Annotated in this window: 26 protein-coding genes; 12 read left to right on the forward strand and 14 right to left on the reverse strand. The window is 64.9% G+C overall.

Annotated elements, in window-relative coordinates; genetic code table 11:
* Window positions 1-13 precede the first annotated feature (13 nt).
* Window positions 14-670 carry a hypothetical protein gene (locus tag ACFYOW_RS01310; protein ID WP_387283343.1) on the reverse strand — a complete coding sequence of 219 codons (657 nt, stop codon included), beginning with the start codon at window positions 668-670 and terminating at the stop codon, window positions 14-16.
* A 60-nt stretch (window positions 671-730) separates the two neighbouring features.
* Window positions 731-1,141, reverse strand: coding sequence for a winged helix-turn-helix transcriptional regulator (locus tag ACFYOW_RS01315; protein ID WP_387283345.1), 411 nt, complete (start codon window positions 1,139-1,141; stop codon window positions 731-733).
* An 81-nt stretch (window positions 1,142-1,222) separates the two neighbouring features.
* Between ACFYOW_RS01315 and ACFYOW_RS01320 the strand changes: the two genes are divergently transcribed.
* From ACFYOW_RS01320 to ACFYOW_RS01330, 3 genes are read left to right on the forward strand one after another with little or no spacing between them, the layout of a single operon-like run.
* Window positions 1,223-2,131, forward strand: a complete 909-nt coding sequence (locus ACFYOW_RS01320) for an NmrA family NAD(P)-binding protein (RefSeq protein ID WP_387283348.1) — start codon at window positions 1,223-1,225, stop codon at window positions 2,129-2,131.
* A 39-nt stretch (window positions 2,132-2,170) separates the two neighbouring features.
* Window positions 2,171-2,569, forward strand: a complete 399-nt coding sequence (locus tag ACFYOW_RS01325) for a DUF4189 domain-containing protein (RefSeq protein WP_387283350.1) — start codon at window positions 2,171-2,173, stop codon at window positions 2,567-2,569.
* Between the two features lie 13 nt (window positions 2,570-2,582).
* Window positions 2,583-3,314, forward strand: a complete 732-nt coding sequence (locus ACFYOW_RS01330) for an arginase family protein (protein WP_387283353.1) — start codon at window positions 2,583-2,585, stop codon at window positions 3,312-3,314.
* A gap of 93 nt (window positions 3,315-3,407) precedes the next feature.
* On the opposite strand, the gene ACFYOW_RS01335 is transcribed toward ACFYOW_RS01330, so the two are convergent.
* The 5 genes from ACFYOW_RS01335 to ACFYOW_RS01355 all read right to left on the reverse strand — a co-directional run bounded on the left by ACFYOW_RS01335 (window position 3,408) and on the right by ACFYOW_RS01355 (window position 7,715).
* Window positions 3,408-3,809 carry a hypothetical protein gene (locus ACFYOW_RS01335; protein WP_387283355.1) on the reverse strand — a complete coding sequence of 134 codons (402 nt, stop codon included), beginning with the start codon at window positions 3,807-3,809 and terminating at the stop codon, window positions 3,408-3,410.
* Between the two features lie 116 nt (window positions 3,810-3,925).
* Window positions 3,926-4,492: a choice-of-anchor K domain-containing protein gene (locus tag ACFYOW_RS01340; protein ID WP_387283357.1), complete on the reverse strand. Its 567-nt coding sequence runs from the start codon at window positions 4,490-4,492 to the stop codon at window positions 3,926-3,928.
* Between the two features lie 168 nt (window positions 4,493-4,660).
* On the reverse strand, window positions 4,661-6,946 hold the full coding sequence (locus ACFYOW_RS01345; protein WP_387283360.1) for an ATP-binding cassette domain-containing protein: 2,286 nt from the start codon (window positions 6,944-6,946) through the stop codon (window positions 4,661-4,663).
* Between the two features lie 185 nt (window positions 6,947-7,131).
* Window positions 7,132-7,368, reverse strand: coding sequence for a hypothetical protein (locus ACFYOW_RS01350; RefSeq protein WP_387283362.1), 237 nt, complete (start codon window positions 7,366-7,368; stop codon window positions 7,132-7,134).
* Window positions 7,365-7,715: a hypothetical protein gene (locus ACFYOW_RS01355; RefSeq protein ID WP_387283365.1), complete on the reverse strand. Its 351-nt coding sequence runs from the start codon at window positions 7,713-7,715 to the stop codon at window positions 7,365-7,367. Before ACFYOW_RS01355 ends, ACFYOW_RS01350 begins: the two co-directional genes overlap by 4 nt.
* A 155-nt stretch (window positions 7,716-7,870) precedes the next feature.
* On the opposite strand from ACFYOW_RS01355, the gene ACFYOW_RS01360 reads away from it, so the two are divergent.
* Both ACFYOW_RS01360 and ACFYOW_RS01365 read left to right on the forward strand, forming a co-directional pair.
* Window positions 7,871-8,779, forward strand: a complete 909-nt coding sequence (locus ACFYOW_RS01360; RefSeq protein WP_387283368.1) for a helix-turn-helix domain-containing protein — start codon at window positions 7,871-7,873, stop codon at window positions 8,777-8,779.
* Window positions 8,769-8,984, forward strand: coding sequence for a DUF397 domain-containing protein (locus ACFYOW_RS01365; RefSeq protein ID WP_387283371.1), 216 nt, complete (start codon window positions 8,769-8,771; stop codon window positions 8,982-8,984). Before ACFYOW_RS01360 ends, ACFYOW_RS01365 begins: the two co-directional genes overlap by 11 nt.
* Window positions 8,985-9,060: 76 nt before the next feature.
* Here the strand turns inward: ACFYOW_RS01365 and ACFYOW_RS01370 are convergent, their stop codons facing one another.
* The 4 genes from ACFYOW_RS01370 to ACFYOW_RS01385 all read right to left on the reverse strand — a co-directional run bounded on the left by ACFYOW_RS01370 (window position 9,061) and on the right by ACFYOW_RS01385 (window position 11,666).
* Entirely contained in the window at window positions 9,061-9,375 is a 315-nt protein-coding gene (locus ACFYOW_RS01370; protein WP_387283374.1) for a hypothetical protein, read from the reverse strand.
* A gap of 72 nt (window positions 9,376-9,447) precedes the next feature.
* Entirely contained in the window at window positions 9,448-10,548 is a 1,101-nt protein-coding gene (locus tag ACFYOW_RS01375; protein ID WP_387283376.1) for an alkaline phosphatase family protein, read from the reverse strand.
* Window positions 10,549-10,654: 106 nt separating this feature from the next.
* Window positions 10,655-10,966 carry a nuclear transport factor 2 family protein gene (locus tag ACFYOW_RS01380; protein ID WP_387283379.1) on the reverse strand — a complete coding sequence of 104 codons (312 nt, stop codon included), beginning with the start codon at window positions 10,964-10,966 and terminating at the stop codon, window positions 10,655-10,657.
* 85 nt (window positions 10,967-11,051) lie between these two features.
* Complete coding sequence (locus ACFYOW_RS01385) at window positions 11,052-11,666, reverse strand: TetR/AcrR family transcriptional regulator (RefSeq protein ID WP_387283382.1); 615 nt, start codon at window positions 11,664-11,666, stop codon at window positions 11,052-11,054.
* A 111-nt stretch (window positions 11,667-11,777) separates the two neighbouring features.
* Between ACFYOW_RS01385 and ACFYOW_RS01390 the strand changes: the two genes are divergently transcribed.
* The 3 genes from ACFYOW_RS01390 to ACFYOW_RS01400 are packed head-to-tail and all read left to right on the forward strand — an operon-like array spanning window position 11,778 to window position 13,966.
* Entirely contained in the window at window positions 11,778-12,827 is a 1,050-nt protein-coding gene (locus ACFYOW_RS01390; protein WP_387283384.1) for an SDR family oxidoreductase, read from the forward strand.
* A 9-nt stretch (window positions 12,828-12,836) separates the two neighbouring features.
* Window positions 12,837-13,052 (forward strand): hypothetical protein, encoded by a 216-nt coding sequence (locus tag ACFYOW_RS01395; RefSeq protein WP_387283387.1) that lies wholly within the window; start codon window positions 12,837-12,839, stop codon window positions 13,050-13,052.
* A 26-nt stretch (window positions 13,053-13,078) separates the two neighbouring features.
* The gene (locus tag ACFYOW_RS01400) at window positions 13,079-13,966 is read left to right on the forward strand and encodes a TIGR03621 family F420-dependent LLM class oxidoreductase (RefSeq protein ID WP_387283389.1); all 888 of its coding nucleotides are present in this window, start codon (window positions 13,079-13,081) and stop codon (window positions 13,964-13,966) included.
* A gap of 22 nt (window positions 13,967-13,988) precedes the next feature.
* Here ACFYOW_RS01400 and ACFYOW_RS01405 read toward each other — a convergent pair whose 3' ends face one another.
* Window positions 13,989-14,414, reverse strand: a complete 426-nt coding sequence (locus ACFYOW_RS01405) for an MmcQ/YjbR family DNA-binding protein (RefSeq protein ID WP_387283392.1) — start codon at window positions 14,412-14,414, stop codon at window positions 13,989-13,991.
* Between the two features lie 146 nt (window positions 14,415-14,560).
* On the opposite strand from ACFYOW_RS01405, the gene ACFYOW_RS01410 reads away from it, so the two are divergent.
* The 3 genes from ACFYOW_RS01410 to ACFYOW_RS01420 all read left to right on the forward strand — a co-directional run bounded on the left by ACFYOW_RS01410 (window position 14,561) and on the right by ACFYOW_RS01420 (window position 17,810).
* Window positions 14,561-15,781: a transcriptional regulator gene (locus ACFYOW_RS01410; protein ID WP_387283393.1), complete on the forward strand. Its 1,221-nt coding sequence runs from the start codon at window positions 14,561-14,563 to the stop codon at window positions 15,779-15,781.
* 107 nt (window positions 15,782-15,888) lie between these two features.
* A complete protein-coding gene (locus tag ACFYOW_RS01415; RefSeq protein ID WP_387283396.1) occupies window positions 15,889-17,406 on the forward strand; it encodes an aldehyde dehydrogenase family protein in 1,518 nt (505 codons plus the stop codon).
* Window positions 17,406-17,810 (forward strand): DUF779 domain-containing protein, encoded by a 405-nt coding sequence (locus ACFYOW_RS01420; protein ID WP_040690510.1) that lies wholly within the window; start codon window positions 17,406-17,408, stop codon window positions 17,808-17,810. Before ACFYOW_RS01415 ends, ACFYOW_RS01420 begins: the two co-directional genes overlap by 1 nt.
* Before the next feature lie 151 nt (window positions 17,811-17,961).
* Here ACFYOW_RS01420 and ACFYOW_RS01425 read toward each other — a convergent pair whose 3' ends face one another.
* Entirely contained in the window at window positions 17,962-19,515 is a 1,554-nt protein-coding gene (locus tag ACFYOW_RS01425) for a succinic semialdehyde dehydrogenase (RefSeq protein ID WP_387283400.1), read from the reverse strand.
* 174 nt (window positions 19,516-19,689) lie between these two features.
* On the opposite strand from ACFYOW_RS01425, the gene ACFYOW_RS01430 reads away from it, so the two are divergent.
* Window positions 19,690-20,058 carry a DoxX family protein gene (locus tag ACFYOW_RS01430; RefSeq protein WP_387283403.1) on the forward strand — a complete coding sequence of 123 codons (369 nt, stop codon included), beginning with the start codon at window positions 19,690-19,692 and terminating at the stop codon, window positions 20,056-20,058.
* Window positions 20,059-20,083: 25 nt separating this feature from the next.
* On the opposite strand, the gene ACFYOW_RS01435 is transcribed toward ACFYOW_RS01430, so the two are convergent.
* Window positions 20,084-20,647 (reverse strand): GNAT family N-acetyltransferase, encoded by a 564-nt coding sequence (locus tag ACFYOW_RS01435; RefSeq protein ID WP_387283404.1) that lies wholly within the window; start codon window positions 20,645-20,647, stop codon window positions 20,084-20,086.
* Window positions 20,648-20,972 lie beyond the last annotated feature (325 nt).

A 20,972-nucleotide genomic window follows, 5' to 3' on the forward strand; every position in this document is an offset into this window, starting at 1 on the left:
TCCGGTCGCGGTGCTATCCGGAGAACTCGTCGGCGAGGGTGTTCCAGAACATGAGTTCGTAGTTCTGGAAGAGTCTGGCGTACAAGTGTGCGTCGTTCGGATTCAAGCGTCCGCTGTCGATTCCGGCCTGGATTGCGGCGTGGGCCCGCTGTTCGGCTTCGGGAGTGTCGGCGGCGAAGAAGTCGAAGAATGCGCAGGCGGGGTCGTCGAACTCGTAGTGCGCGCGCATGCCTTCGGCGACGGCCCGGCAGTAGCGGCCGAATGCGGCGACATTCGCGTAGATACCCGCCGCGGCGGCGGAAGGCTCGGCGTTCAGTGCCAACCAGGCCACATAGGCCGGGTAGGCCTGGCAACCCGCTCTGGGTAGCTCCATGCCCTGGTCGGGTCCGGCCGCCGCCATGAGGGCGTCCAACAGCGCGAGTGCCTGCCGCTCGCTGGGAGGGAGGCCGTCGAGGAACGCTCTGACGTGCGGTTCGTCCGTCTTCGCCGCCAAGGCGTGGAAGCTGCGCCAGTCGCTGCTGACGATGCGCTGTTCCTCGGCGGCGATCGCGGCGAAGACCGCGCGTGGTGCTTTGCCCACCGAGATGAGCGGAACCATGCGGTTGTCGTCGTCGTGCGGGGCCAGCTCGGCTTGGATCCCGTCGAGCAGGTCACGAGCGGTAAGGGTCATCGGAACCTCCCTGTGGCGCCACTTCCATTCAAGCGCTGTTCGCCCGCGCGCGACAGGTGCTCAGTCGGCGTGCTCGGCATCCCAGTGTCGGCGGGCGTCGGCGATGCGGTCCTTGTGATCGCGTGACCAGTCGGCGAGTGCGCCGACGGCCTCGGCCAGGCTCTGGCCGGTCTCGGTGAGCTGGTATTCGACCTGCGGTGGAATCGTCGGATACGCGATGCGCTCGACCATGCCGTCACGGCACAGCCGCTTGGTGGTCAGTGTCAGCATCCGCTGTGAGATCCCGGGAATCGCCCGCTCCAATTCGCGGAAACGCCGCACTCCTTTACTCAGTTCGACGATCACCAATACCGTCCACCGATCCCCCAGCCGGTCGAGCACATCGCGGATGCCGCAGTCGTCGTCGCCACAGGGCCCGTCGGGAATAGTGCCCGTGACCTGCGCGGTGATCGCCGTGTTCGTGACCGACATGAAAGTGCCTCCTTATGCCGCGCGCCGCGGCCGCCGATGCTGGTGACGAATTCAGCAACTACAACAATCGGGAGCGTTGCGATGATCCTGGTAACCGGCATCTCCGGATCCCTCGGCGGCCTCGTCCACCGCGGCCTGTCCACCCTCGACGGCCTGACAGTAGCGGCGGGCAGCCGCTCCGGTGACGACACCACCACGCGCCGAATCGATTTCGACGATCCGGCAACGCTGTCCGCGGGACTGCGGGATGTCGATGTCCTGGTACTGATTTCGGCCGGATATGCCGAAGACGATGTGGTATTGGCCCGGCACGGTGCGGTGATCGACGCCGCCGCGGCCGCCGGGGTCCGGCACGTGATCTACACCAGCCTCGCGCGTTCCGGCGATCTGATGACCATTGCCCTGCCGCATCGGTGGACCGAAAAGCGGCTGGCTGCAGCACCATTCGACGTGACCGTCCTGCGCAACGGCCTCTATGCGCAGGTGCCGGTCGGGCTTGCCGTCGCCGGTGCCGCCTCCTCGGCCGAATCAGGGGTATTCACCGCGGCATTCGGCGCCGGCCGGATCTCGGTGGTGGCGCGCGAGGATCTGGCCGAGGTTGCCGTGCGGGTGGCCGCGGAGACCGAGCGTGATCTGGCCGCGCGTCGGCGGAGCAGGCATGCGGGCAAGGTGTACGAGCTGGAGGGTGTGACCGCGGTCGGCGGTGCCGATATCGCCGAGATCCTGAGCGAATCCCTCGGTCGCCCGGTGCGATACGCGCCCGTCTCGCTCGGCGAAATGCGGAATATGTTGCAGGGCAGTGGATTGGAGCCGTATCAGATCACGCACACACTCTCGTTGTTCGCCAATCTCGGTGCCGGACTCCTCGAAGCATCGAGCACGGACTTGCTCGAGCTGCTGTCGAGTGCACCGCGCGATGTCCGGGCCCTCATCACCAGCGCGGTGCAGTCGGGCGGGTATCAGTCGGTATCGGTGAACGCGGCGGGCTGAGCAAGCCGCGGCGGTGTGCCATCGAGTTGATCGAATCGGATGCTTCGGGCACGATGGGCGGTTCTTGGGCCGCGCGGTCGCCGCAGTGAACTACGCCAGCCCCGCCGAGGCCGGTCGCGCCGCCGATGCCCGCTGCGGCGGGGCCTCGACTGCTCGGCCTACGTCTATTTCGTCAATGCCTGCGCCGCGGTCGCCGAAGCACCGGACGGCAGCCTGGCCTGGGCCTGGGGCGTCGATCTCGCCGACGCCGAACAATCCGCCGTCAACGGCCTCGGCCTGCGTGCACCGAAATTCCCGAGCACCGGACTGACATCGCCGGGACCCGCGCATGTCGCCCTCTCGGTGTGCACGGACCGAGAGGGCGCTCCGCGCCGGGCGGATGCACGCTCCCCCGGCCCTAGTGACTCCCAATTCGGTGGCCGCGCGCTTCGGCCCTGAATAGGCTCGGTGGATGCGCTTGCTCGTGCCGTACCACCTCGATGAATACCGGCCGGAGATCGATGCTCCGATCACCCCGGATGCGGTGGTCACGGCCGATCTGCCGGATGTCGATGATCCTTGGGCGCGGATGGCCGTGCTCTATGACGCAGTCGCGGATCGGGTTGCGGAGTCCGCGATTCGCGGTGAACGCGCGATCGTCGCCTCCGGAGATTGCACGACCGCGCTCGGCACTGTGGCCGGATTGCAAAGGGCCGGACTGGATCCCGCGCTCGTCTGGTTCGACGCGCACGGCGACGTCCAAACTCTCGAGACCTCCGCGTCCGGCTACCTCGGCGGCTTTCCGTTGCGCATGCTCGTCGGCTACGGCCGTCACCTCATGGCCGACCGAATCGGCTTGCGCGACATCCCCGAAGACCGCGCCATCCTGGTCGGCGGCCGCGACCTCGACCGACCGGAGGTCGAATACCTGCGCACCGCGCAGATCCGGCACCGCCCGGTCGACGACATCGGCGACCTCCCGGACGGCCCGCTCTACCTTCATGTCGATTTCGACGTGGTCACCCCGGATGACCTCCCGGGCCTGCTCTTCCCCGCGCCCGACGGCCCCACCCTGGCCGAGGTCTCAGCCGCCGTACGAGCCGTTCTCGCCACCGGCCGAGTAGCCGCCTTCGGCCTAGCCTGCACGTGGCGCGACGACGCCACCGCCGCAGCGCATGTCCGCCCCCTCGTCGACTCCGCCTGATTCGGGGATCCGTACTGGTAGGGCCTCGTATTCGAGTGATCCCCGGTGGAGACGGTGGCGGGCTCGCCGATCTCGGTCTGCGAGCCCGGAGTATCAGCCGCGCCGCGGCTCCGCTGCCCGATCGGACGGGATGCATGACATCGCCAGCATGGTGGGAATGGTGCTGAACCACCTCTGGTACTCGGTCCACTCGGCGGACGGAATATCGTTGTGCGGCAGGGAGAGTGGTTCGTGGATTCCGGTGATGGCCAGCCCGTGGGCGGTCAACCGTTCGGCATACCACGACAGCGGGCGGTGGTAATGACGGTGTCCGCCGAAGGACTCGATCCACCGGGTTTCGGGCTCCAGATAGCCGGTGACCTTGCGGTAGCGCCCTCCGTCGGGTCCTTCGTCGACGATGTCGTGGCTGAAGAATGCCGGATGCAGGATCGAGAAGACGAACACGCCGCCGTCCCGCAACGCTGCCGCGACATCGGTGAGCAGGCGGTCCAGCAATCGATCAACTGGTTATGCCGCGATGTCGACCCGACCGCACCGAAACGCCCATAACCGGGCGGGCACCCGCACCCCTTCGGATCGGGTGCGGGTGCGACGGCCCATCGTGCCGCGGTTCAGGAACTTGGCTCGCTTATCGGCTCGAACCGAGCAACGAGCCACACTCTCTTGATCGAACCCTCGGGATTGGAGAACTGCGGCTGCACGTCCCCCTGACCCCCGTGGTCCCGGAAACCGCTGATCGTCACCTGATATTCGGCACCGTCGACCCGCACGATGTCGTCCTCGTGGACGATCGGCAGCCTGACCACATCGTCCACGTCCCCGGGCTGGTTGGGCGTCTCGTCGTGGCGGAAACGCAAGGTGAACGTATGGTCGAACCCTTCGTCCTGGAAGTCCACCGTGACCTTCAAGAACACCGAGAACTGACTGTGTTTCAGGACAATTCGATGGTTGTAGTGGGTGAAGATGCCCAGATTGAAATCCTTGCCGTCCAGGCGAGCTTCGACGTCGGTGAGGCCGGTGAAGTCGTAACCGCTCTTCCCGCCGTCTTGGCCGCTGCCCCATCTGATGCTGGATCTGATGCCACTACTCGATCTGACGCCGGGCTGCCTCAAACCCTCGAACTGCGACTCCTCCACGCTGACGCGCGTCCACACGCCCCTTGTGTCGACCTTTCCCATGACAGATTGCCCCCTTGCTCCGGACGCACCGGCGAACTGCCGATGTGCGACTCCATCATTCCCCTTCGAGCCGCGTTCTGTCGCCGAAATCGATTGCGCGCCAGACGACTCCGATGAAAGAGCTATCCGGCCGACTCCTGCTCGGATCGGCTGGCCGACCACGTTGCCCTACCCGGCGGCCTTGTACTTGCGCAGGTATTCGCCGGTGAGTGAGGTGGGGTGGGTCAGCAATTCGGCGGGGGTTCCGGTGAAGACGATTTCGCCGCCGTCCTTGCCGCCGTCGGGGCCGAGATCGATCACCCAGTCGGAGTGGGCCACCACGTCGAGGTTGTGTTCGATCACCACCACCGTGTTGCCGCGGTCGACCAGGCCGTCCATCAGGGCGAGCAGAGTGTCCACATCCGACATGTGCAGACCGGTGGTCGGTTCGTCGAGGACGTAGACGGTACCGGTGTTCTGGAGTTGGGTCGCCAGTTTGATGCGTTGGCGTTCGCCGCCGGACAGGGTGCTCATGGCTTGGCCGAGGCTCAGATAGTCCAGGCCCACTTCGTTCATCGTGCGCAGCTTTGTGGACAGCGCCTTTTCGGTGAAGAAACCGAGGGCTTCTTCGGCCGACATCGCCAGCACATCGGCAATCGACTTGTCACGCAGAGTCAGTGCCAGCACCTCGTCGGAGAACCGTCGTCCGTCACAGGCATCGCAGTGGGTGGTCACCGGGTCCATGTACGCGACTTCGGTGATGATCACGCCTCGCCCCTCGCACTGTTTACAGGCTCCGGTCGAATTGAAACTGAACAGGCCGGGCGACTCGCCCGTCGCCTTGGCGAACAACTTCCTGATCGGGTCCATCAGGCCCAGATACGTTGCGGGTGTGGACCGCGACGATGCCCCGATCGCCGACTGGTCGACGAAGATCGCATCCGGATGCTCCCGGACGAACACATCGCGGATGAGGCTGCTCTTACCGGAACCGGCGACGCCGGTGATCGAGGTGAGAATGCCGGTCGGCACCGCGACGGTCACATCTTTGAGGTTGTGTACATTCGCATGCTCGATCAGCAACGCGCCGTTCGACTTACGGAAGGTTTCCTTCACCGTGAACGGCCTGCGCAATCCCGCACCCGTCGGCGTATCCGCGGCCCGCAGTTCGGCGAAGCTGCCCTCGAACACCACCTCCCCGCCGTGCAGACCGGCACGCGGCCCGACATCGACGATATGGTCGGCGATCTGGATGACGTCCGGATCGTGCTCGACCACCAGCACGGTATTTCCTTTGTCCCGCAATGCTTTCAGCAGGTTGTTCAACCGGCCGACGTCACGCGGATGCAATCCGACGCTCGGTTCGTCGAAGACATAGGTCATTCCGATCAGCGTGCTCGACAGATGTTTGATCATCTTGAGCCGCTGTCCCTCACCGCCGGACAGGGTCGAGGTCGGCCGATCCAGGCTCAGATAGCCGAGTCCGATATCGGTCACCCGCTGCAGCGCGGTCCGGATCGCGGCGGCCAGTCCGAGTGCGGCCGGATCGGTGATCTCATCGAGTACCGCCATCAGATCGGTGATCTGCAGTCCGGACCAGTCGGCGATATTGCGGCCACCGATCTTCGTCGCCAATGCCGCTTCGTTGAGCCGTGCACCACGACAGGTAGCGCAGACACCCTCGGTGAGGAACTTCTGCATCTGTTCGCGTGTCTTCTCGCTGAGCGTCGAGGTGTCGCGCTGCAACCGGGTGCGGGTGAATTTGGCTGCCAGCCCTTCGTAATTCGCCTTCCAGGTGCCCTTGGCGAAGGTCAGTTCCACCTTGCCGCCGGTGCCGTAGAGCAGGTCGGTGAACTCGTCCTGGGTGTAATCGGCCAGTTTCTTGTCCGGGTCGAAACGCCCGGATTTGCCGTACATCTGCCACTCGCCACTGTCCACCGCATAACCGGGCAGCAGAATCGCGCCCTCGTTCAGCGATTTGCTCCGGTCGACCAACCGATCCGGATCGGCCCGCACCGTGACTCCGAGTCCATCGCAGTCCGGGCACATGCCCTGCGGCACATTGAACGAGTAGTTGTAGACGAATCCGGCTGAGGGCGAACCGAATCGGGCGAACATCGCCCGCACCATCGAGTAGATATCGGTCATCGTCCCGACGGTCGAGCGCGGCCCGCCGCCGACGGGCTGCTGGTCGATGATGACCGGAGCCGTCAGGTTCTCGATCGCCTCGGCGTGCGGCCGCTCATAGCGCGGCAGGAAGTTGAGAATGAACGCGGGGAACGTCGCATACAGCTGACGCTGCGACTCCACGGCAATGGTGTCGAAGACGATCGAGGATTTGCCCGACCCGGAGACGCCGGTAAAGACAGTGATCTTGTTCTTGGGGATTTCCAACGACACATTGCGCAGATTGTGCTCACTGGCACCGAGCACACGGATGACATCCGTGGCGACGACGGAATCGGCAAAAGGCATGTCGCCCACCATGCCATGCACCACCGACAAAATGCCCGGCGGAATGTGACACAGATCACATTAATGTGCTATGCGCATAGCATGCCTAGCATGCCGTGACCAGCACTTTCTTCGACTGCCGCCGGAAAGGTCCAACAGCACGGCGGATTCCGTTGACGCTCTTGAATTTCGCCCTCCGTCTCATCTCATGAGCCGAGGAAGAGGCGTTCGCACGGCAGGCGCGGATAGCGACTGGTGTCGCCGAGATCGATTGTGACCGCGTCGGCGTAGTGCCGCCTCTGGTGCTCACGCGTGAATATCAACGCCGCGGTAAGGCAGGCGGCGTAGTCGAGGCGCACGCCGTGCAGGAACACGCTGAGATGTACATCCGGTTCGTTGGGACGAGGCGAAACATCTTCGAGGTCTTGAGGTTTCGAGCTCACGATTCCTCGATGTCGCGAACATCGGTGAGCTGGACGGTGATTGCGTCGGCCTGATCGAGATCGGCGTCCGAGTCGGAAATCCATCCGTCCTCGTCGACCAGCAGCAACGAGCCGTCCGCACCCTCGAATATCGGACGGCTGTCGATGGGAGCGAGGTCGAATTTGTGCTGTGTCTCCCTGTGGAAGTCTTCGAGCAGGCGACGCACGGATGGAGCTATCGCCGGGCCAGCCCACTCCCGGACTGCGAGCGCGACCCTCTCGACCAACTCGGGCGGTGCACCGGTGTACGCGGTTGGTGGCCCGGTGAATGGATCTCGTTGTGGAAGCTTTCGTTTCGGCGTGGACATGTGGCAAAGGGTCTGCCAAGTGCCATCGTTCGGACAGGCGCAATGGCGAACTGGCGAAACTCGAGTGAAAGCGCAGTACTCCTTCCGCTGACACAGTTACGCTCCTTCCGCCACGGAAGGAAGCTGCGCCGCAAGCCGGAAGGGGATCGCAAGGGGTGACCGAAAACGATGACGGGCCAGAGGACAACGGAACCACCTTGCCGCGTAGGCAACTGGGTCGTTTACTGCGAGAAGCGCGGACGCGGGCGGGCCTGAGCTTGGAGGTCGCCGCGCGGACACTCGGCTGGGGTAACGCAACGATTAGCAGACTGGAGAACGGCCGCAACAAAACTGTAAGGGCGACAGATCTTGACGCCCTGGGCGGACTTTACGGGGCTGATGCGGAAGACCTCGCGGCGTGGAAGGAACTGGCAGGACAGGCCCCGGTCCGGTCGTGGCTGCGAACCTATAGCGACGTACTGAGTCCGAATTTCAACACGTACGTCGAACTTGAATCCGCCGCAAGCGAATTGGCTGTATTTCAGCCGCTCATCATCCCCGGCCTTCTCCAAACCAACGACTACGCGCAGGCCATGAACCGAGCCGTGCAGCCGCGAGTCTCGGAGGCGGATTTGGAACGATTGGCAGCCGTTCGGGCTCGACGTCAGCATCTGCTCACGCGGCCCCGGAACCCATGCAAACTCACGGCCGTGATTCATGAGAACGCGCTGCGGACCATCATCGGCAATCTGCAGGTTATGGCTGACCAGTGCCGACATGCAGCGGACATGAGTACGCTCGACAACATCGAGCTACGCATACTCAGGCAAGAGGCTGGCTTGCCAATCGGCAGGCTGGTCACCCCGTTCATTGTGATCACCTTCCCGAAGGACGCACAAGGCAAACCGGTGGAACCGTCTGTCATCTACGCAGAGAGCTACACGGGGGATGCGTATCTCGAGAAGCGCGACGACGTACAACGCTGTCGGCACACGTTCCGTACGCTGGTTGGGGCGACGATGGATGCTAGGTCGAGCCGTGTCCTATTGAGAGAGATAGCAAGGAGTTATAGCGGTGAACGCTGAAGTCGACCTGACGGGGGCGAAGTGGTTCAAATCACGCCACAGTTCGGGGGGCACAGGCGAATGCGTGGAGGTCGCACACCTTGACGGAGGCATGGTCGGAGTGCGGGACTCCAAGAACCCGACCGGCCCCGCGCTGGTATTCACGCCCGGCGAGTGGGACGCCTTCACCGCTGGCGTCACCGACGGCGAGTTCGACCGGGCATAGTCCCGAAATCACAAAGCGGCCCTAAGTTTCGGTTTGCTGAGGGCCGCTTTGCGTGTCCGCGTTCCGCGTATTCGGACTACTTGTTGAGGAAAATGCCTGCGATATCGGCTTTTTTGATCGGGGTGTCCTGATTGACCTGCGCACCGCACAGCAGGTCCACCTGAAGCATCGTGGCATCTACCGCCGTGCCCGCGGGCTCGTGATCATCGTTGGTCTGCTGCTTGATGAATTTGGTGATCGTCGTGCGCTTCGTGTCCTGATCTTGTTTGACGTAATCGCGGCAGGTGGTGTCGCCACCCTGGTTGAGCGCCCGCTCGATATCGGTGCAACCGGCCAGCAGTGCCGCGATCGCCGCGACCCCGAGTCCGGTGCGTAAGAGCGTGGCGTTCATAGAGATCCTCCTGGGCGGTTCAGCGAGCGACCATGCCCGCGACGACGCGTAACAGCCTAGGGCAACGGACGGTTACGGTCGGAACGTGCACAGCGGCACATTCATCTCCGCGGGCGTCAGCGAACCGTGGTGGCCGATCAGCATCGATTCCAGCGGTTCGGCGCCGGTGCGCACGACACCGCGCAGACCACGGGCCGCTACCACGAGATCACCGATGCGCTCGGCGATATGCGGTGCCACGGTGGGGCCGAACCAGCCGCGTTCAATCGCCTCGGCGCGAGAGATGACATCGAAGTCGGCGCCGAGGTATTCCTGCCAGGTCGCCGCCACATCGGCGGTCGCGCCGTCGACGGTGAAGACATGGCGGGCGCGCGGTTCGCCGCCGAGTAGGCGTACACCCTCGCGTAGTATCTCGGTCTTGTCGAAGTCGACGCGGTCGGCGAGTTCCACCATGCCGTGGTCGGCGGTCACGACGAGCGCGGCATCGGGTGGCAGATGTTCGGCGATGGTCGCGGCCAACCGGTCGACGTGCGCGAGCTCCAAAAGCCAAGCGTCCGAGGATGGTCCGCGCACGTGACCGGTCGTGTCGAGGTTGCCGTGGTAGGCGTAGACCAGCGAGCGCGAGCCCGCGCGCAATGCGGTGGCGACGCCGTCGACGAAATCTCCGACGGAAACATAGGGCCGGAATTCGCAGCCGCGCAGCACCGCCCTGGTCAGCCCGGACCCCGCCTGTAGCCGGGGGGCGACTTGGGCCACCGCGATACCGTCGGCCGCGGCGCGCTCGAAAACCGTGGCGGTGGGCTGGAACTGCTCCGGCACCAGATCGTGCAGCAGGTCGATCTTCGGTCCCGCGCCGTGCAGCCGCCAGGTCAGCGCATTCACCAAGCGGTCGTAGCCGGGCACGTGTATCAAGTATCCGGTGAACCCGTGTTCGCCGGGCGGCACACCGACGCCGAGTGAACTCAGACTGACCGTCGTCGTGCTCGGGAAGCCCGCTGTCAGCGTGCGCTGCGCCAGCGCCGACAGGAACGGCGCCGCATCGGAATTCGCGGCGAGTGCGTCCGCGCCGAGACCGTCGATCAGCAGCACACAGATCCGGTCGGCGGCAAGCTCGAGGCCGAGCCGGTCGACCTCGCCGGGTACACCGAGCCCGGCGAGGATGGAAGGGAACAAATCAGCAAGAGAGCCTGTGCCGTAGTGAGGGATCACAGCGTCCCGAAGCGACTCCGTGGGGGGTGGCGGTCGGGTGGCGGGTGGGCTGAACACGAACTCAGGCTACTCAGGCCTGGCCGGTCTCGAATCGACTGATTTTGCCGTCGCGGACGATGAAGCGCCACGCGGTGCGCATCGAACCCCAGCGGGAATTCGTGTAGTCGGCAACCAGTTCGGTGCCGTTGTCGCCGACCGATTCGACATTCATGCGCCCATTGCTGCCGAAGATCTCGGAGTCGGTCCACTGGACGAGGTTGCGCTCCACACCGTCGTCGGACATGGTCGCGTCGTCGGTGAGGATGGCGTAGAAGCGGTCCTGATCGCAGTCGTTGAGCGCGGTGACGAATTCCTGGACCGTGGGATCGAGCTGCTGTGTCATCGGAACATCCCTCTCGAAGTGTGCGGGTGCATCGGAGGAGCAAACGTTCGGCTTCACTCTAGTGTCGGGTGCGCTCGCGCGGGTGTCACGCGCCGGGGCCGACCAGCGCGGTGAACGTGCGCATGATGTCCCCGACCAGTGTGGGCGCGGTGGTGCCGAGTTGGATGCTGCGCTTTTCGAGCTGACCGTCCAGCCACAAAGAGGCCATGCCGTGCGCCAGGCTCCACCACATGACGGCCAGGGTGTCGGCTTTGTCGGCTGGCAGCAATCCTGCGGCGACGGCTTCGGCGATGGTGTCGGCGAGGACATCGAAGGCCGCGTCGCCCGCCGCCTGCGCATCCGGATGCTTATCGGGTTGCGAGAGTTCCGGGCGGAACATGAGGCGGAAGTAGCCGGGATTTTCCTGGGAGAACCGCACATAGGTTTCGGCCATCGCGGTCAACGCTTGCAGTGGTGTGCCGGCGGCGGCGCGTGCGTCGGCCAAGTCGCTGCCGAGCTGTCGGAATCCCTGGGTCGACAGAGCGGCCAGCAGGGCCGAGCGATCAGCGAAATGGTGGTACGGCGCGCCGGTGCTCACGCCCGCCTCGCGGGCCACCCGCCGCAGGCTCACCGCGCCGAGGCCCTCGGTTTCGATCAGCCGCAGGCAGGCGGCGAGGAGCGTGTCGCGCAGCGCGCCGTGGTGGTAACTGGTCCGCGTCACCAATCGAGCGTATTCGACGCCTGCTGGACAGCCTAACTATGCAGTGCTTAGATAATCTGAGCGGCGCTCAGATGGGCTGGCCGCATTCCCTCCTTCGAAGCGGGTAAGCATATGAGCTCACGGGTACTCGTCACCGGCGCAACAGGATTCGTCGCCGGACACGTCATCGCCGAACTGCTCGAGCACGGATACGCCGTGCGCGGCACGGTTCGCGACCTCGGAAAAGCGGATAAACGCGCACATCTGGTGGCACTTGCCGATCGGCTCGGCGGCGAGTTGGAGTTCGTCGCGGCAGATCTCGACGACGATGCGGGGTGGGCGGCGGCCGTTTCGGGCTGCACCTCCGTCCTACACGTGGCATCACCGTTTCCGGCGACGCCACCGGACGACGAACGAGAATTGATCGATACCGCGGTCGACGGGACCTTGCGGGTCTTGCGGGCGTGTGCCGACGGCGGCATTCAGCGGGTCGTGCTCACCTCCTCGATCGCCGCGATCACCTATGGCCACGAGACCGATGCGGTGCGCACCGAGGCCGATTGGTCGGTGGTCGAACGCAGTGCGGCCTATCAGAAGAGCAAGACGCTGGCCGAACGGGCGGCATGGGATTTCGCCGCGAAGTCGGATCTCGAGCTGGTGGTAGTGAATCCCGGAATGGTGTTGGGGCCATTGCAATCCACGGCGACGAGCACCTCGCACGAACCGGTGCGCCGGCTACTCGCCCGTGATGCGCCGGGTTCGCCTCGGGTCGGATGGGCGGTGGTGGACGTGCGGGATCTCGCGGTGGCCCATCGGCTAGCTCTGGAAGCTCCCGGAGCGGTCGGAAATCGGTACATCTGCGCGGGCGAACATGTCTGGATGGCGGATATGGGGCGGACATTGGCCGAGGAGTTCGGGCCGCGTGGATACCGGGTACCGACACGGGTGATCCCGAATATTCTCGTGCGGACGATTGCCCTGTTCGACAAGGGGATTCGATTGACGGTGCCGACGTTGGGTCGCACCGAGCAGCTCAGCTCCGAGAAGGCGCGGCGCGAGCTCGGATGGTCGATGCGGCCGGTGCGGGAAACTGTCCTGGATACCGCGGAGAGTTTGATCGAATTCGGCGTCGTGCCACGAGCTGCCGGTGCGTCGTCGCGTCGGACAGCGGTGCATGCGTAGGGCGGGGCCATGCTGATCGCGACACTCATCATCGGCACCATCGGGTTGGTGCGACGCAGGTTTGGCAGGCGGACACCGGAGACGAAATCCGATGCGCCGCAATGGCGAAATGCGGTGCGACGGATCATCGGATCGGCCAGGTTGCGGCGACCGGGCCCGGTATTGGCGGCGGTGGTGACCTTGGCCGGAATGATTTGGGTGGGACTGGCGCTCGCGCCGTGCTGATCGGTTCGGCCTGGTAGACAGGAAGGGTGACGGCTGCGCGAGGCAAGTTCCGGTTCGGTGTCACTCTGCTCGCTCCCACTTCGCGGGCGGAGTGGATACGAAAGTGTCGCAGGGCCGAGGAACTCGGGTACGACGTGATCGGTGTGGCCGACCATCTGGGGTTGCCCGCACCGTTTCCGGCAATGATGCTGGCGGCCGAGGCGACCGAGCGGGTTCGGCTGACGACGTTCGTATTGAATACGCCGTTCTACAACGCGGCGCTCCTGGCGCGCGAGGCCGCGACGGCCGATCAACTCACCGATGGACGGGTCGAGTTGGGCCTCGGAGCCGGATATGTCCGGCAGGAATTCGAAACGGCCGGAATCACTTTCGAGAGCGCGCGCAAGCGGGTCGAGCAGTTGGCGGCGACGGCGGCGACATTGCGGCGGTTGTTCGCCGATCCCGAGTATCAGCCCCGGCCCGCGCAGCCCTCGGGTCCGCCGCTGGTCATCGCCGGTTGGGGCGATCGGCTGCTGCGGGTCGCGGCCGAATATGCCGATATCGTCGCGCTGCCCGGTGCCGCTCCGGCGTACAACGGTGGACCGCTGCAGTTCGTCGGACCCGCCGCCACCGATGCGCGGATGGCCTACCTGCGGGAGTTGCTCGGGGCACGGGCCGAGGAGGTCGAGCTGAATATCCTGCTGCAGCGCGTAATTCCACCGGAGGAACGGTCGAGCGCACTGGAACTGTATGGGCCGCATCTGCCCACCGATGTCGCCGACCAGCCAGAGGAGTTGCCCGCATTGCTGATCGGCACGCCGAAGGAAATGGCGCGGCAGTTGGAAGAGCGCAGGGAACGGTTCGGATTCAGCTATGTCTCTGTGCTGGAGAGCAGCATGGAGCCGATGGGCGCGGTCATCGAACTGCTGCGCTGAATGCAGGACACGCAACGGCAGGTCAGTCCGCGACATTATGCGCGGCCAGCCAGTCGGCCGCCCGTTTCCGGGAGGCCCGGCTCAGCCACGCGTCCTGAATGACCTCGGCCAACTCCTGCTTGCTGAGTTCACCGATGCGACTGCCGCGCACCAGGACCGATAGATGCCCGTCGAAATGCGGCGTGGTGAAGAACGGTGAATTCGGATCCTGTACCAGCGCGAGTTTGTCCGACTCCGAGGGCACCCAGATCACGATCACATCGGCATAGCGCTCACCGGTATCCGGGTCGAAAGCGTCGGGGCGCGGATTGCGGAAGAAGACGAAGGATTTGCCGCCGACCTGGTACACCGCGTTGCCGTGCGGTCCATCCACCCGATTGACGAACGGCATGCCGGTGGCCAGTTCGTGCACGTCGGCCACCTTGGCTCGTCCCGAAACTCTCGCCATATCAGCAGCGTAGACCGCGATCGCAGATCGGAGTTGAATCTTCAATGGAGGACGGTCGGTTTGCCGTCGGACCCTCGACTCGAGCTAATGCGTACGCCATCATGAGATAGCGAATGTGAGCTCACACTGACGATGGGGTTATCGAGGTGGCACAATTCCGCACCCTCACCCGACAACGGGCCGCACTGGAAAAAGAATGGGCGCGTTGGGCGACGGCTCCGAGTAGCACTCTCGGCATACCCGCAGGTTCGACCTCGCTACGCAATGAGGTCTTCCAATCCTGGCAGCGGTCGCTGACGACCGTCGATCCGAGTTGTACCGAGGCGCCCGGCCTGGGCGATGTCCGCGATCGCTGGACCGAATCCCCACTGCGCCAACCGATTACCGAGCTGGCCGGTGATCTGCGCGACATCTCCGAGGACGCCGGCTATCTCGCGGTCGTCACCGATGCCGCGGGCACCATCCTATGGTCGTGCGGCGATCGCGCGCTGCGCCGCCAAGCCGAGGCGGTGAACTTCGCGCCGGGCGGCTGCTGGGACGAAAGCCATATGGGCACCAACGGTTTGTCGCTCGCCCTGCACAGCGACCGCCCGACCACCGTGTTCTCCGCCGAACATCTGGTCGCCGCGCTGCACGGCTGGGTCTGCTATTCCGCGCCGATCCACGCACCCGACGGCCGCCAGATCGGTGTGCTCGATCTGTCCAGTTCCTGGGAGCGTTCGCATCCGATGGTGCTGACCTCGGTCCGCGCCCTGGTCACCGCGGTCGAAACGATGCTGCGGGCGGCCGCACCGACACCGGCGCGCGGTGTGCGGCTCGAATGTCTAGGCGGTGCACGGCTGATTCGCGACGGCAGGCCGGTGCCATTGCCGCCGCGCCACTTGGAAATCCTGGCGCTGCTCGCGCTCGAGCCCGACGGGTTCACCCCGGAACAACTGCAGGCCGCGGTCTACGGCGATCGTCCGGTGTCCTCGAGCACGCTCAAGGCCGATGTCTCACATCTGCGGCGCACGACCGGCGGTGAGATCAGCAACCGCCGCTACATGCTCACCGGTCCGGTCTCCTGCGATGCGGTCGATCTGCTCGCCGCCATCCAGGCGGGCGACACCACCTCGGCGGTCTGGCTCTACCGCGGACCGCTGCTGCCCGGTTCGGACACCCCGGGTGTGCTGCAGTGGCGCAACCATCTCGATGTCGGGGTGCGCACTGCGGTGCTGGCGAGCGACCGCGCCGATCACGCCGTCGCTTTCGGCGAGCGCGCCCCCGGCGATATCGAGGTCCACGAACACGCGCTGCGGTTGCTGCCCGCCGACGATGTGCGCCGGGCCGTGGTCGTCGCCCGGTTGTACACCGCGCTGCGCTCCTGAGTCACCCCTCGCTCCTGAGTCACCCCTGTCACAACGGCACCAACCTCGCACCAACCTTCTCCGGACATTGTGGCCCGGCAGGCAAGATTCGCGAGGAGCGTCCACAGATGATCTACGCCAAACCCGGGTCCGCCACCGGCATCGTCACCTACGCCAGTCGTTACGACAACTTCATCGGTGGTGACTGGTCGGCTCCGATCGAGGGCAGGTACTTCGAGAATCCATCCCCGGTCGACGGCGAAACCTTCTGCTCGGTGGCGCGCTCCTCCGCGGCCGACATCGATATGGCCCTCGAAGCCGCGCACCTCGCCGCCGGGAATTGGGCCGCCACCTCGCCCGCCGAGCGCGCGAATATCCTCAACAAGATCGCCGACCGGATCGAGCACAGCCTCGAACCCCTCGCCATCGCCGAAACCTGGGACAACGGCAAACCCGTTCGCGAAACCCTCGCCGCCGACCTGCCTTTGGCGGTCGATCACTTCCGCTACTTCGCCGGCGCCATCCGCGCCCAAGAGGGCAGCATCGCCGAAATCGATGTCGATACCATCGCCTACCACTTCCACGAACCGCTCGGGGTGGTCGGTCAGATCATCCCGTGGAACTTCCCGATTCTGATGGCCGCGTGGAAGTTGGCCCCGGCCCTGGCGGCGGGCAACTGCGTGGTGCTCAAACCCGCCGAGCAGACCCCGGCATCGATTCTGCTCGTGATCGAGCTCATCGCCGATCTCCTGCCGCCCGGAGTCCTCAACGTGGTCAACGGTTTCGGTGTCGAGGCGGGTAAGCCACTGGCGGCGAGTCCGCGCGTGGCCAAGGTCGCCTTCACCGGTGAGACCACCACCGGACGGCTCATCATGCAGTACGCGAGCGAGAACATCATCCCGGTCAGCCTGGAGTTGGGCGGTAAGAGCCCCAATATCTTCCTGCCCGATGTCATGGCCGCCGACGACGAATTCCTGGACAAGGCCGTCGAGGGTTTCGTGATGTTCGCGCTCAACCAGGGCGAGGTGTGCACCTGTCCCTCGCGCGCACTGATCCATTCGTCGATCTACGACGAATTCCTGGCCCGCTGCATCGAGCGGACCAGAGCCATCAGGGGCGGTAATCCGCTCGACGACACCACCATGATCGGAGCCCAAGCCAGTAACGACCAATTCGAAAAGATCCTGTCCTATATCGACATCGGCAGGCGGGAAGGCGCCCGTGTACTCACCGGAGGGGAAGCACGCAAGGTGGACGGACTGCCGGGTGGCTACTACATCCAGCCGACGATTTTCGAGGGCACCAATACGATGCGGATCTTCCAGGAGGAGATCTTCGGCCCGGTGGTGGCGGTAACCAGGTTCGACACCGTCGAAGAGGCGACCATGATCGCCAACGACACCCTCTACGGCCTCGGCGCCGGGGTGTGGACCAGGGATATCACCACGGCTTACCGGATGGGCCGAGCAATCAAGGCAGGGCGAGTGTGGACCAACTGTTTCCACGCGTACCCCGCACACGCCGCCTTCGGCGGGTACAAGAAGTCCGGCATCGGCCGGGAAAACCACAAAATGATGCTCGAGCACTATCAGCAGACCAAGAATCTGCTGGTCAGTTATTCACCGACAAAACTCGGATTTTTCTGATGCATGGCAGAGTAGCCCGCGTCGCGATCACCGAGCGGGCGCGAGAAGTGTTGCGCCGGTTGATAGAACAGCACGGACCGGTGCTGTTCCACCAATCCGGCGGCTGCTGCGACGGCAGTTCACCGATGTGTTTCGGGGTGCGCGAATTCCGGGTCGGCGGTGCGGATGTGCTGCTGGGCCGGCTGCCGTGGCATACCGAATTCTGGATCAGCGGCGATCAATTCGAACTGTGGAAGCACACCCATCTCACCGTGGATGTGGTGACCGGGCGCGGCAGCGGATTCTCGCTGGAGGCGCCCGAGGGCGTGCGGTTCATCATCAGATCGCGACTGCTGACCGATGAGGAGACGGCGGTGTTGGCGGCGGGACCGCCACCGCGGACGGGAGCCGATCGGATGAGTTGACTGCCGAAAAAGCAGTCGCCGGTACCTGATTCACGCCCGCGGGTGCGTCCGCGGGCGGCCAACGGGTGATCGGCTCGGGGGTCCGCAGCCCTGGGCCGACACCACGAAGCCCCGCCGTCCCGCTGCAGACCGGGACGGCGGGGTCGGTGTCTTACCGGCCGGGCAGGAAACGGAAGCCGCGGGTGAGCGTCATCAGCAACCGCCGCCATTTGTCCTGCGAAATCACCGGTGGTGCATCGAGATTCATGAATCGGGTGACCACCACGGTCTGCGGTTCGGTGAACTTCAGCAGTCCGTCCGGGCCGTGCCTGCGCCCGACACCGGAGATGCCCATACCGCCCATCGGGGCGGCCGTGGTGCCCCAGGCCGGGGCGTAACCCTCATCGACGCAGACGGTGCCCGCGTGCAGCCGCTCGGCGATCCGCTCCCCCGCGTCCTTGCTCGCCGCCCAGACGCTCGCGTTCAGGCCGTATTCGGTGTCGTTGGCCAGCCCGATCGCCTCCTCGACGCTGTCGACCGGGTAGATCGAGACCAGCGGGCCGAAGGTTTCGTTACGGCCGCATTCCATCTCGTCGGTGACATCGGCGAGCACGGTGGGTTCGAAGAACAGCGGTCCCAGATCCGGGCGCGCCTTGCCGCCCGCGAGCACCTGGGCGCCCTTGGAGGTCGCGTCGGCGACATGCTTGGAGACGGTCTCCAATTGCGCCTCGGAGATGAGGCTGCCGATATCGGCCGAATAGTCATAGGCCGCACCGAGTTTCGCTGCGTGCACGGCGGCGACGAACTTTTCGGTGAACTCCGCGGCGACCGCCTTCTCCACATACAGCCGTTCGATCGAAATACACAGCTGACCCGCATTGGAGAAGCAGGCGCGCACCGCGGCCTTGGCCGCCTTGTCGAGCTTCGCGCCGCGGGTGACGATCATCGGGTTCTTGCCGCCGAGTTCGGCGGAGAAGCCGATGAGCCTGCGCCCGCACTGTTCGGCCAGGGTGCGCCCCGTCGCGGAGGAGCCGGTGAACATCAGGTAGTCGCAGTTGTCCACGATGGCGGTACCGACTACGGTGCCCGGTCCGGGAACGACGGCGAGCAGGTCGCGGGGCAGTCCGGCCTGGTAGAGCAATTCGGCGCTGGCCAATGCGGAGAACGGGGTCTGGCTGTCGGGTTTGACGATCACCGCATTACCCGCGAGCAGCGCCGGGATCGAATCGCCGATGGACAGCAGCATCGGATAATTCCACGGCGCGACCACACCGACGACGCCCTTGGGGTGGTGGCGCACGGTCGCCCGGTTGAGCACCGGGAAGGCGCCGGGCACGCGGTGCGCGTCGAGCAGATCGGGTGCGACCCTGGCGAAATAGCGGGCCGCGAACATCAGGCCCATGATCTCTTCCTGGGCGGCCCAGCGCGCTTTACCGGTTTCGGCCTGGATCACGTCCATCAGGAATTCGCGCTGTTCGACGACCAATTCGCGGTATCGCTCGAGTACCGCGGCACGGTCCTTGGCCGAGCGCACGGCCCATCGAGCCTGCGCGGCCTTGGCTTTGTCGAGTGCGGCGGCCACATCATCGGCGGTGCCCACGGGTACGCTGCCGAGTGCGGTGCCGGTGAAGGTTTCGGCGATGGTTTTGCGCGCACGGGTGTCCGGATCAGCGATCGCGGCGAGCGCACTCAGACGGTCGAAGACTTCGGCATTCGGCGCGGGCATCGGTGCCTCCTACTTGTGAGTGACCCCGGGATACACACAACATACGCCGCCTGAGGTAGCCATAGCAGCCACTACCCGGGTTTGGCGGATGACAACGCCTTTTCGGCCGAAACTGTCACGTTCGCGAGAACCGATTTGTCTCATGGGCACCTGAACCCAATCGAGGGAGGAATCATGAATATCGCACTGTGGATCGGACAGATCGTGCTGGCCGTCGTGTTCACCGCATCCGGGATCGCGAAAGCCACGCAATCCAAGGAGAAGTTGGTCGAGATGGGCCAGACGGGCGTCGCGGTGTTCCCGAAGCCGGTGGTGCGCTTGACCGCCTACGCCGAATTGCTCGGTGTCATCGGCATTATCGTGCCGTGGTGGACCGGGGTCGCGCCGGTGCTCACCCCATTGGCGGCCGTCGGTTTCGCCGTGGTGATGATCGGTGCGATCAGCTCGCACATCCGGCTGCGCGAACCCCGCAATATCGCTATCACCACGACGATCCTGATCATTGCCGTCTTGGTCGCCATCGGCCGTTTCGCGGGCCTGTGACCTGCGGTGGGCTCGCGCTCGCCGTTCAGGCTTTGAACGAGTGCAGGCCGGCCAGGCACAGGGTCTGCTCGGCGTCGAACCATTCGAAGGTACTGACCGGCCGGAATCCCAGGCGGGCTGCGAGTCTGAGCGAGCGCTTGTTGGCAGTCCGGGTCGCGATGAGGACCGGCTGGTCGGGGAGCTCGTCTGCGGCAGCGCGCAATGCGGCGGTGGCGGCCTCGCACGCCAGGCCTGCGCCCCAGGCGTCGCGCCGCATCAGATAACCCAATTCCAGTTCCTCGCCGTCGTCGGTGACGTGGCCGGGATGGTCGGCGGTGCGCCGTTTGAGCTCGAATGTTCCGATGAGGTCGTTGGTGGTCTTGTCGGCGATGACGAAGTGGCCGGGAGTGGCGGTCGCGTTGGCCGTGCCGCCGATCGCATCGAGGCGCTGCTCGACATCCTCCCGCAGCCGCGGGACTCCGATATAGGCCCAGACCTCCGGATCGGTCTGTAGCTCGATGAGCCTTTCCCGATCAGCGTCGCGCGCCTTGCGCAGCAGGACCCGCTCCGTTTCGATCCGGACGGCGGACAGCATCGGCAACTGGTTCATGTGGCCCTCCCCTTGCTGGACATTGATCCATCAGATCTTGTCACCGCCCCACGGCCGCCTTCGAAGATGCGGTCGATGCCGGGCGGAAGGGCTGTCGCTGCCGGTGCTATCCGTCGCTTTTGCGACGTCTTCGACTGCACCCCAACGGATCTGATCGCCACCAAGGCCGAGAACCAGGCACGCAACACTCGGCGAGTCCTGCAAGAACGCCCTGCTGACGCTGGTTCAGCACATCATCGAACGGCCCAGCGCAAGTGCTATAGGTATGTCAACTCGAGTCCCGCTCAGCGGGACTTGAGCAACGAAATGGTCACAACTGGTTTAG

Source organism: Nocardia sp. NPDC006982, assembly GCF_042869435.1.
GTDB lineage: Bacteria > Actinomycetota > Actinomycetes > Mycobacteriales > Mycobacteriaceae > Nocardia.

Excerpts from the sequence above, each read along its gene's own strand:
- ACFYOW_RS01435 (WP_387283404.1), bottom strand. The coding sequence starts at position 20,647 with ATGAACCAGTTGCCGATGCTGTCCGCCGTCCGGATCGAAACGGAGCGG.
- ACFYOW_RS01415 (WP_387283396.1), top strand. The coding sequence starts at position 15,889 with ATGATCTACGCCAAACCCGGGTCCGCCACCGGCATCGTCACCTACGCC.
- ACFYOW_RS01355 (WP_387283365.1), bottom strand. The coding sequence starts at position 7,715 with ATGTCCACGCCGAAACGAAAGCTTCCACAACGAGATCCATTCACCGGG.
- ACFYOW_RS01405 (WP_387283392.1), bottom strand. The coding sequence starts at position 14,414 with ATGGCGAGAGTTTCGGGACGAGCCAAGGTGGCCGACGTGCACGAACTG.
- ACFYOW_RS01390 (WP_387283384.1), top strand. The coding sequence starts at position 11,778 with ATGAGCTCACGGGTACTCGTCACCGGCGCAACAGGATTCGTCGCCGGA.
- ACFYOW_RS01395 (WP_387283387.1), top strand. The coding sequence starts at position 12,837 with ATGCTGATCGCGACACTCATCATCGGCACCATCGGGTTGGTGCGACGC.
- ACFYOW_RS01425 (WP_387283400.1), bottom strand. The coding sequence starts at position 19,515 with ATGCCCGCGCCGAATGCCGAAGTCTTCGACCGTCTGAGTGCGCTCGCC.
- ACFYOW_RS01325 (WP_387283350.1), top strand. The coding sequence starts at position 2,171 with ATGCTTCGGGCACGATGGGCGGTTCTTGGGCCGCGCGGTCGCCGCAGT.
- ACFYOW_RS01340 (WP_387283357.1), bottom strand. The coding sequence starts at position 4,492 with ATGGGAAAGGTCGACACAAGGGGCGTGTGGACGCGCGTCAGCGTGGAG.
- ACFYOW_RS01370 (WP_387283374.1), bottom strand. The coding sequence starts at position 9,375 with ATGAACGCCACGCTCTTACGCACCGGACTCGGGGTCGCGGCGATCGCG.
- ACFYOW_RS01430 (WP_387283403.1), top strand. The coding sequence starts at position 19,690 with ATGAATATCGCACTGTGGATCGGACAGATCGTGCTGGCCGTCGTGTTC.
- ACFYOW_RS01420 (WP_040690510.1), top strand. The coding sequence starts at position 17,406 with ATGCATGGCAGAGTAGCCCGCGTCGCGATCACCGAGCGGGCGCGAGAA.
- ACFYOW_RS01330 (WP_387283353.1), top strand. The coding sequence starts at position 2,583 with ATGCGCTTGCTCGTGCCGTACCACCTCGATGAATACCGGCCGGAGATC.
- ACFYOW_RS01315 (WP_387283345.1), bottom strand. The coding sequence starts at position 1,141 with ATGTCGGTCACGAACACGGCGATCACCGCGCAGGTCACGGGCACTATT.
- ACFYOW_RS01345 (WP_387283360.1), bottom strand. The coding sequence starts at position 6,946 with ATGCCTTTTGCCGATTCCGTCGTCGCCACGGATGTCATCCGTGTGCTC.
- ACFYOW_RS01380 (WP_387283379.1), bottom strand. The coding sequence starts at position 10,966 with ATGACACAGCAGCTCGATCCCACGGTCCAGGAATTCGTCACCGCGCTC.
- ACFYOW_RS01310 (WP_387283343.1), bottom strand. The coding sequence starts at position 670 with ATGACCCTTACCGCTCGTGACCTGCTCGACGGGATCCAAGCCGAGCTG.
- ACFYOW_RS01320 (WP_387283348.1), top strand. The coding sequence starts at position 1,223 with ATGATCCTGGTAACCGGCATCTCCGGATCCCTCGGCGGCCTCGTCCAC.